General features: G+C 74.4%; 4 protein-coding genes. 3 read left to right on the top strand and 1 reads right to left on the bottom strand.

Features of this window, described 5'->3' with window-relative positions; genetic code table 11:
* Positions 1-147: 147 nt before the first annotated feature.
* Positions 148-3,135, bottom strand: a complete 2,988-nt coding sequence (locus AB0E24_RS16430) for a glycoside hydrolase family 84 protein (RefSeq protein ID WP_359377609.1) — start codon at positions 3,133-3,135, stop codon at positions 148-150.
* 393 nt (positions 3,136-3,528) lie between these two features.
* Between AB0E24_RS16430 and AB0E24_RS16425 the strand changes: the two genes are divergently transcribed.
* From AB0E24_RS16425 to AB0E24_RS16415, 3 genes are all read left to right on the top strand, one after another.
* Entirely contained in the window at positions 3,529-3,819 is a 291-nt protein-coding gene (locus AB0E24_RS16425; protein WP_069865777.1) for a hypothetical protein, read from the top strand.
* A complete protein-coding gene (malQ, locus tag AB0E24_RS16420) occupies positions 3,819-6,092 on the top strand; it encodes a 4-alpha-glucanotransferase (RefSeq protein ID WP_359377575.1) in 2,274 nt (757 codons plus the stop codon). The genes AB0E24_RS16425 and malQ overlap by 1 nt, the downstream gene beginning before the upstream one ends.
* Positions 6,093-6,220: 128 nt before the next feature.
* Positions 6,221-7,951 (top strand): alpha-L-fucosidase, encoded by a 1,731-nt coding sequence (locus AB0E24_RS16415; protein WP_359377573.1) that lies wholly within the window; start codon positions 6,221-6,223, stop codon positions 7,949-7,951.
* Positions 7,952-8,019: the final 68 nt, after the last annotated feature.

Genomic DNA, 8,019 nt, shown 5'->3' with positions numbered 1-8,019 from the left:
TGTCGGGGGGATCTTCACGGCTCCGTGAAGATCCCCCCGACAGGACCCCGTTCTTCCGCGCCGCCCACGGGGCGTCCGCCGCGAGGGGAACGGTCCGCCGCAGGCGTCAAGATCCGTCGGATAGCGCCTAAGCGGATCGGCGAGCGCCTAGTCCTTCTGGACCGCATAGGCGGCCACCGACCAGAGTGAGTAGCCGAAGCGGGTGGCGCGCTCGACGCCCTGGATACGGATGAACCGCGTGTCCGGGGCGTCCATGCCGATCGACTCCTTGCCGCCCTTCCCATGGGCGACCGTCGCCGCGTCGCGCCAGGTGCGGCCGTCCCCGGAGACCTGGACGCGGTAGCGGGAGGCGTACGCGTCCTGCCAGCTCAGATCCAGTCGGCCGATCCGGGCCGGGCGGGCCAGCTCCAGCTGGAGCCAGGCGCCGTCCTCGGGCCGGGAGGACCAGCGGGTGTCCGCCTTGCCGTCGATCACGGCGGACGCCGGGAAGCCGTCGGCCTCGTCGCCGGACGAGGTCGCCTTCGTGCCCTCCGCGCGGGCCAGGTCCGGGCCGCCGGTGCCCGGAAGCGCCCTTACGGTCAGCATGCGCTCCTCCGACCCGAAGCGGACCGGGAGGGTGTAGCTGCCCGGCTTGGTGCCCTGGGCCACCGATATCTCCAGCCGGGCGGTCGCCGTGCCGCCGCGCGGGGCCGTCACCCCGGCGGGGGCGCGGACGGTGATGCCGCGGGGCGCCCTCACCGTAAGGTCGCCGTTCACATCGCCCGGGCGGTGGGAGATCAGCTGGGCCTCGACGACGGCCGCCCCGCCGCCTATCTCCGCGTCCGCCGTCTTGTGGGACAGCGTGAGCCCCGCGTCCGGGGTGTCGCCGAACCAGGGTGTGATCTCGTGCACGGCCGGCGGGGTGGTGCCGGCCGGCCAGCTGAGCCGGACCGCGTCCGCCAGCAGGTCCTTGTCCCCGTCCGCCGCCCTGACCTGGGTGAAGCCGCTGCCCGAGAGCGCGCCGATACGGCGCCAGCCCGCACCGGGGACATGTGCCTCGACGGCGCCCGGCGAGGCGTCCTTGACCTGTGCGGTGAGCGCGGAGACGGAGGAGAGCGGACGGCTGCGGCCGAAGCGCACGGTGACCGGGCGGCCGGGCGATGCCACGTCGGTGGCCGTCTTACCGTCGGCGGCCGCGCGGTCGTCCTTGCCGGTCCGCAGCCCCAGCTTGGGGGCCCGGTCCACGCCGGACCAGGCGTCCGCCCGGATGAGCGCCTTGGTGAGGAAGGGGTCGAGGACGCCCTTGCCGACCGTGACCCGGCTGTCGCCGATCCGCTCGCGCAGCCCCTCCACGGCGAGCTGTGCCTTCCAGGCCGCCGCGCCGTCGCCGCGCGCCTGGGCGGTGAGCATGTCCACGGCCCGCACGCCCGCGTCGCCGTAGCGGCCCAGCTGGTCCAGCCAGGGCCGCACATCGTCGCCCAGCGTGCGGGACAGCCGCTCGGGGGCGTCACGCATCGTCTTGAAGGCGTCGCGCAGCCGACCGGCCGAGCGCTCGAGCCGCTCCACGTCCGTACCGCCCAGGGCGGTCCAGAACGCGTCGATGAGCGGGAGCAGATACGCGGACTCGTCGCCGCCGAGCACCGAGGAGGCGTCGTTCCCGGCGAGGGCGCGCAGGGCGGCGCGGGTTTCGGCGTCGGGTCCCGCGAGGTCGTCGATGGCCGCCTGCCAGGACTCCTGGGGGCGGTAGCCACGCGGGTTCCAGGCGAAGTCGGCGGCGGTGAACAGCGGGATCCGGGAGGCGGTCGGCTGCTCCATGGCGTTGGCCAGCAGCGCCGCGGACTGGGTGGCCACCGCCGGGTCGCGGCCGGTGTACGGGCCGAGGAAGATCCGGTCCTGGGCCCAGTCGTTGACCGGGTAGTTGTCCATGGTGACCAAGCGGTGGCCGAACGCCGAGCGGGCACCGGCCAGCTCACCGCCGGTGATGGTCCTGGGCACCACCCCCACCCCGGTCCAGGCCACCTCCACCTTCTGGTCGAGCGCGCCGGCCAGCGAGCGCCGGAACTCGGTGTCGCCGTCCTGGTAGTACTCGGTCGGCATCAGGGACAGCGGGTCCGAGCCGGGGTGGCGGTCGGCCAGATGGCGGGCGAGGGCGTTGGCCACCTTGGCCTGCGCGGTGGCGGCGGCCTCCGGGCCGGAGCCGAATTCATCGGCGTCGGCGCCGCAGTGCCACTCGCTGTAGCTGACGTCCTGGAACTGGAGCTGGAAGGAGCGCACCCCGAGCGCCCACATGGCGTCGACCTTCCGCAGCAGCGCCCTGAGGTCCTTGGCGGACGAGAAGCACATCTCCTGGCCGGGGGAGACCGCCCAGCCCAGGGTCACATGGTTGGCCCGGGCGCGGGTGGCCAGCTCGCGGAACTCCTCGCGCCGCTCGGCGGGGTAGGGGTCGCGCCAGCGGGCCTGCCGGTAGGTGTCGTCGCCGGGCGCGTAGAGATAGCGGTTCTGCTTGGTGCGGCCCATGAAGTCGAGCTGGGCCAGCCGGTCCCGGTGCGACCACGGGGAGCCGTAGAAGCCCTCCGTCATGCCCCTCACGGCCGTCCCGGGCCAGTCGCGGACGGTCACCCCGGCGAAGGCGGAGCCCTGGCCGTCCCGCTTCACCAGCAGCTGGCGCAGCGTCTGGACGGCGTGGAAGAGACCGTCCGGGCCGACGCCGGACAGCGCGACCGTGGGCCGCCCGTCCACCGGGCCCGTGGCCAGGAGATAGCCGCCGGACGGGAGGTCGCCGCGCTCGGGCGCGCGCAGGGCGCGCAGCGCGTCGGCCGCGCCCCGGCCGCCGACGTGCACCACCAGCCCGCCGGTCGGGGCCTTGCCGCCGGGCGTGGCCTCGTTGACGGTGCGCACCCCCGCGTCGTGCAGCAGGGCGCGCAGCGCGTCCAGGGCGTACGGATCGGCGTCGCCGTCGGCTATGAGGGTGGCCTCGTCCCCCACGGCCACCTCCGGCCCTTGCGCCCGCAGCGACTGAGGGCGCGGCCATACGGGCGGTATGCCGTCGCGGCTGTCGCGCTCCGGTGTGGCGGCGCCCGGGGCGCCGTGGTCCGCAGGCGCGGCGGCGGCCGCGGGTGCGCCGCCGAGCAGCCCCCCGATGACCGCGGCGGCCATGGCCGTCGCGCCCGCCGCCCTCGGCCTCTTCCCCCCGAACTGCACTGGCCTCTCCTCGATCCAGATAGCCGGTCCCCGTAGATGTGGCGCCGATAGGCGTGAGCCCACCACCAGGCCGGTGAGGGTGTCAACGCGAGCGACCGAACTGTCGGCATTGCCGCAAGAGCCACGCATCGTGCGGACCGGCGCCGGGTGCGGCGCGCCCGGCGCAAGTCTGACGGATGAAGGGCGGTCCTGTTCGTAAACTCTGTGCTCCCGACCCCTTGCTGCCGTGAAATCGCCGCCCAGAGGGTATGTGACCTACAGCACGTACGGGGGGCGTTTACGTCTGCGTCCGTCCGGAGTGGGTAGGGCTCGGGATGACCCACTGCCGACAACCCCACGGAGGTCCGTGTGGCCGCGTCAGCTCAACTCCTCCTCTCCGCCCTGTCCAAACCCGGACCCGAGGCGTCCAGCGAACCGGATCCCTTCGACGGTGTCTCCGACCCCGATTGCGGACTGTGCGGCCTGGACGGCTTCGGGTCCGGAAGCGCCACCGAGGCGCCCCTCACCAGCGAACCCCCGCTCTCCGACAACATCCCCCTGACCAGCGAGCCTCCGCTCGCCGCCGAACCTCCCCTGACGAGTGAGCCGATCGCCGCCCTCACCGGCGCGGGCGCGGGCTGCGAGCCGATGGAGTACTGATGGGCAGAGCGCGGCTCGCCGAGCTGCACGGTGTCGCCACCTCCTACGAGCCCGCCCCGGGCCGCACCGTCCAGGTGCCCGAGGACACTGTCGTCGCCGTACTGGCCGCGCTCGGCGTGGACGCCTCGACCCCCCGATCCGTACGCGAAGCGCTGGACCGGCACGAGAGCCGGCTGCGCGACCGGCTGCTGCCCCCCTGTGTGGTGGTGCGCCCCGGCAGGGCGCCCCGGCTGAGCCTGCCCGAGGGCACGGCGCTGCGGGTGCGCGCCGAGGACGGCGCACCGCATGCGCGGGGGCGGGCGGCCGCGGGGGCCCACGGAACCGATGGCGCCCTTACGGCACGCACCCGCGGGGGCGGCGCCTTCAGGGGCGGCGCGCTCGCCGGCGGCGCTCTTACGGGCGGCGCGCTGACAGATGGCGTCCTTACGGAGGGCGCCACGGCCGATGGCCTCCTTATGGAGGGCGCCACCGCCGATGGTCCCCTTACCGCGCTCGCCGCGCTCCCGCCCGGGGCCCACACCCTGTTCGCCGAGGCCCCCGACGGCCGCCGCGCCACCGCCCCCCTCATCGTGGCCCCCGACCGGATGCCGTTATCCCCGGTCCGCAGCCACGGCTTCCTGGTGCAGCTCTACTCGCTGCTCTCCGCGCGCTCCTGGGGCATGGGTGACCTCGGCGACCTGGCCGACCTCGCCGCCTGGTCGGGGCGGGCGCTCGGCGCCGGTTTCGTCCAGATCAACCCGCTGCACGCCGCCGTGCCCGGCACCCCGGCCGCGCCCACCGACCCCTCGCCGTACCGCCCCTCGTCGCGGCGCTTCCCCGACCCGGTCCATCTGCGGATCGAGGACGTGCCCGAATACGCCCATCTGCGCGGCCGCGCCCGTGCGCGGGCCGATCAGCTGCTGGAGGCTGCCGCGGCCCTCCGTACGTCCGTCCTGCGCGAGGGTGCCCTCATCGACCGGGACGCCGTCTGGGCCCTCAAGCGCGAGGCGCTGGAGCTGGTGCGGACGGTTCCGCTCGGCCCCGGCCGCCGCGCCGCCTACTGCGACTTCCTCGCCGAGCGAGGCCAGGCCCTGGAGGACCACGCCCTGTGGTGCGCGCTCGCCGAGACCCACGGCCCCGAATGGCGCGCCTGGCCCGGCGGCCTGGCCGATCCGCGTTCGGCGGACACCGCCCGTGCGCGGGCCGAGCACCTGGACCGCACCGACTTCCACTGCTGGCTCGCCTGGCTCACCGACACCCAGCTGGCCGCCGCCCAGCGCGCCGCGCGCGACGCCGGCATGGACATCGGTCTCGTGCACGATCTGGCGGTCGGGGTCCATCCCTCGGGCGCCGACGCCTGGGCGCTCCAGGACGTCTTCGCCGCCGGTATGTCCATCGGCGCGCCCCCGGACGCCTTCAACTCCCGGGGCCAGGACTGGGGCCTCCCGCCATGGCGCCCGGACGCGCTCGCGGCCACGGGCTACGCCCCCTACCGCGATCTGCTGCGCGGCCTCCTACGGCATGCCGGAGCGCTCCGCGTCGACCATGTGATGGGCCTCTTCCGCCTGTGGTGGGTGCCGGAGGGGCGGGAGCCGACGGAGGGCTGTTACGTCCGCTACGACGCGGAGGCGATGCTCGGTGTGCTCGCCCTGGAGGCGCACCGGGCCGGGGCGGTCGTCATAGGGGAGGACCTGGGGACGGTCGAGCCGGGGGTGCGGGAGGAGCTGGAGCGGCGGGGGGTGCTGGGCACCTCGGTGATGTGGTTCGAGCGGAACTACAGCGGCGCCGGTCCGGCGCGGCCGCTGTCGCCTGAGGAGTGGCGGGCCGACGGCCTGGCCACCGTGACGACCCACGACCTGCCGAGCACGGCAGCCCGGCTCACCGGCGACCATGTCGAACTCCGCCACCGGCTGGGCCTGCTGACCCGCCCCCTCGCCGAGGAGCGCGCCGCCGAGGCGGTCGAGGTCGCCGAGTGGCTGGCGCTGCTGGGGCGGCTCGGGATGCTGCCGGAGGGGCCCGGGGACGAGGAGGCGGCGGTCAAGGCGGTCCACCGCTTTCTGCTGCGCACCCCGGCGAGGATGGTGGGCGTATGGCTGCCGGACGCGGTGGGGGACCGCCGGCCGCAGAATCTGCCGGGCACCTGGGACCAGTACCCCAACTGGCGGCTGCCGATCGCCGATGCCGAGGGGCGCCCGATGTCCCTGGAGGAGCTGGTCGCCTCGCCGCGGCTGCGCGCGCTGATGGCCGAGGTGGCCCGGCTCGCGCCTCGTGACCCCGGTGCCCTCGCCCCCTGACTGCCCTGACGCCCATAGGTGGGAGCTCTGCCCCGTGCGGTCTCCTCAGATCGCCTCCCCTCTGGCAGTCTGTCATGGACACCGCCATAGAGATCCGATCAATGACGATCGGAGAGCTGGAGGGGACCATGACACGGCCTCGGGGCGGAACGCCCGGCACCCACCGATCCCGTGGACGGCGGCGTGCGCCGCTCGCGCTCCGCGCCCTCGCCCTGGCCGCCCTCGCGGCCGCCGCGGTCCCTCCCGCCCCCACGGAGGCCGCCGTACGGGCCGGATGCGAGGGCCCCGTCACCCCGGCCCCGCAGCAGACAGTCGAGGACTGCGACACCCCCGCCCGCATCGTCGACAAGGCCGCCCACACCGTCCCCACCGCCGGGCAGCGCGCCTGGCAGCGGCGCGAGATCACCGCCTTCACCCACTTCGGCATGAACACCATGACCGGCCGCCAGTGGGGCTCCGGGGCCGAGGACCCGAAGCTCTTCGACCCGCCCGAGCTCGACATGGACCAGTGGATGCGGGCCTACAAGGCCGCCGGCGCCGAGCAGGTCATGCTCACCGCCAAGCACCACGACGGCTTCGCGCTCTACCCGAGCCGCTACACGGACCATGACGTCGCGGCCAGCCCCTGGTGGACGAACGGCCCCGGCGGCAGGAACCCCGACGGCGACGTCCTGGGCGCGTACGTCAAGGCCGCCCGTAAGGCGGGGCTCGAGGTCGGCGTCTACCTCTCGCCCGCCGACGGGGCCGAGCTGCCGCACGCCTGGCACGCCCGGTGGGTCGAGAGGATCCGCGAGAAGCAGCAGAACGGCGAGGAGCTGTCGCTGCCCGAGCGCATGGCCCTGGAGGACGGCGACCGCGCACCCGCGGGACAGGGCCGCTACGGCAACGGGAGCGAGCCCACCGAGCGCACCATCCCCACCCTCGTCCCCGGCGACGACCGGGCGGAGAAGGTCGCCTCCGGCGCGCTGCCCACCTTCCGCTTCAGCGCCGACGACTACGACGCGTACTACCTCAACCAGATCTACGAGATCCTGACGCAGTACGGCCCCATCGACGAGTTCTGGCTGGACGGCGCCAACCCTTGGAGCGGTGCGGGCGTCACCCAGAAGTACGACGTCAGGAACTGGTTCGAGCTGATCCACGCGCTCGCCCAGGACGCCGTGGTCTTCCAGGGCGCGCAGGGTGTGCGCTGGGTGGGCAACGAGGACGGCGTCGCCCGGGAGACCGAATGGTCGGTGACCCCGTCCGCGGTCGACCCGTGGACCGTCATCGGCGGCGGGCTGCCCAATGACTCCACCGATGCCGACATCGGCTCGCGCGCCAAGCTGACCGCTCCGGGCGTGCGCCATCTCCAGTGGTACCCGGCCGAGGCCGATGTCTCGATCCGCCCCGGCTGGTTCCACGACCCCGCGGAGCGGCCCAAGACCCCGGGTCAGCTGATGTCGCTGTACGAGCGCAGCGTGGGCCGCAACGCCTCGCTGCTGCTCAACGTCCCGCCCGCGAAGGACGGCCGGATCGACGACGCCGATGTCGCCTCCCTTACGGCCTTCGGCAAAGCCGTAAGGACGACATACGGCAGCGGAGCGCGGCCCGCCCCCGGTCATCCGGTGACCTTCGACCGGGTGCGGCTCGGCGAGGACATCCGGCAGGGGCAGCGGGTCGAGGAGTTCACCGTGCGGGCCCGGGTGGCGGGGACATGGCGGGATATCGCCTCCGGTACGACCATCGGGGCCCGGCGCATCCTGCCGCTGGCCGCGCCCGTCACCGCCGACGGACTGCGGATACGGGTCCTCGCCTCGCGCGCCGCACCACGGCTGCTGCCGCCCACCGTCCACCTCGGCGCGGCGGGCCGCCGCTGAGACGATCTCGCGGTGGTGATCATGGGCATCTCAAGGCGATGGTCAAGGCCACCCCGGGCACGCGGCGC

This window comes from Streptomyces malaysiensis subsp. malaysiensis, from assembly GCF_040653035.1.
Lineage (GTDB): Bacteria > Actinomycetota > Actinomycetes > Streptomycetales > Streptomycetaceae > Streptomyces > Streptomyces malaysiensis.
This window is presented reverse-complemented; position numbering and strand designations above follow the sequence as displayed.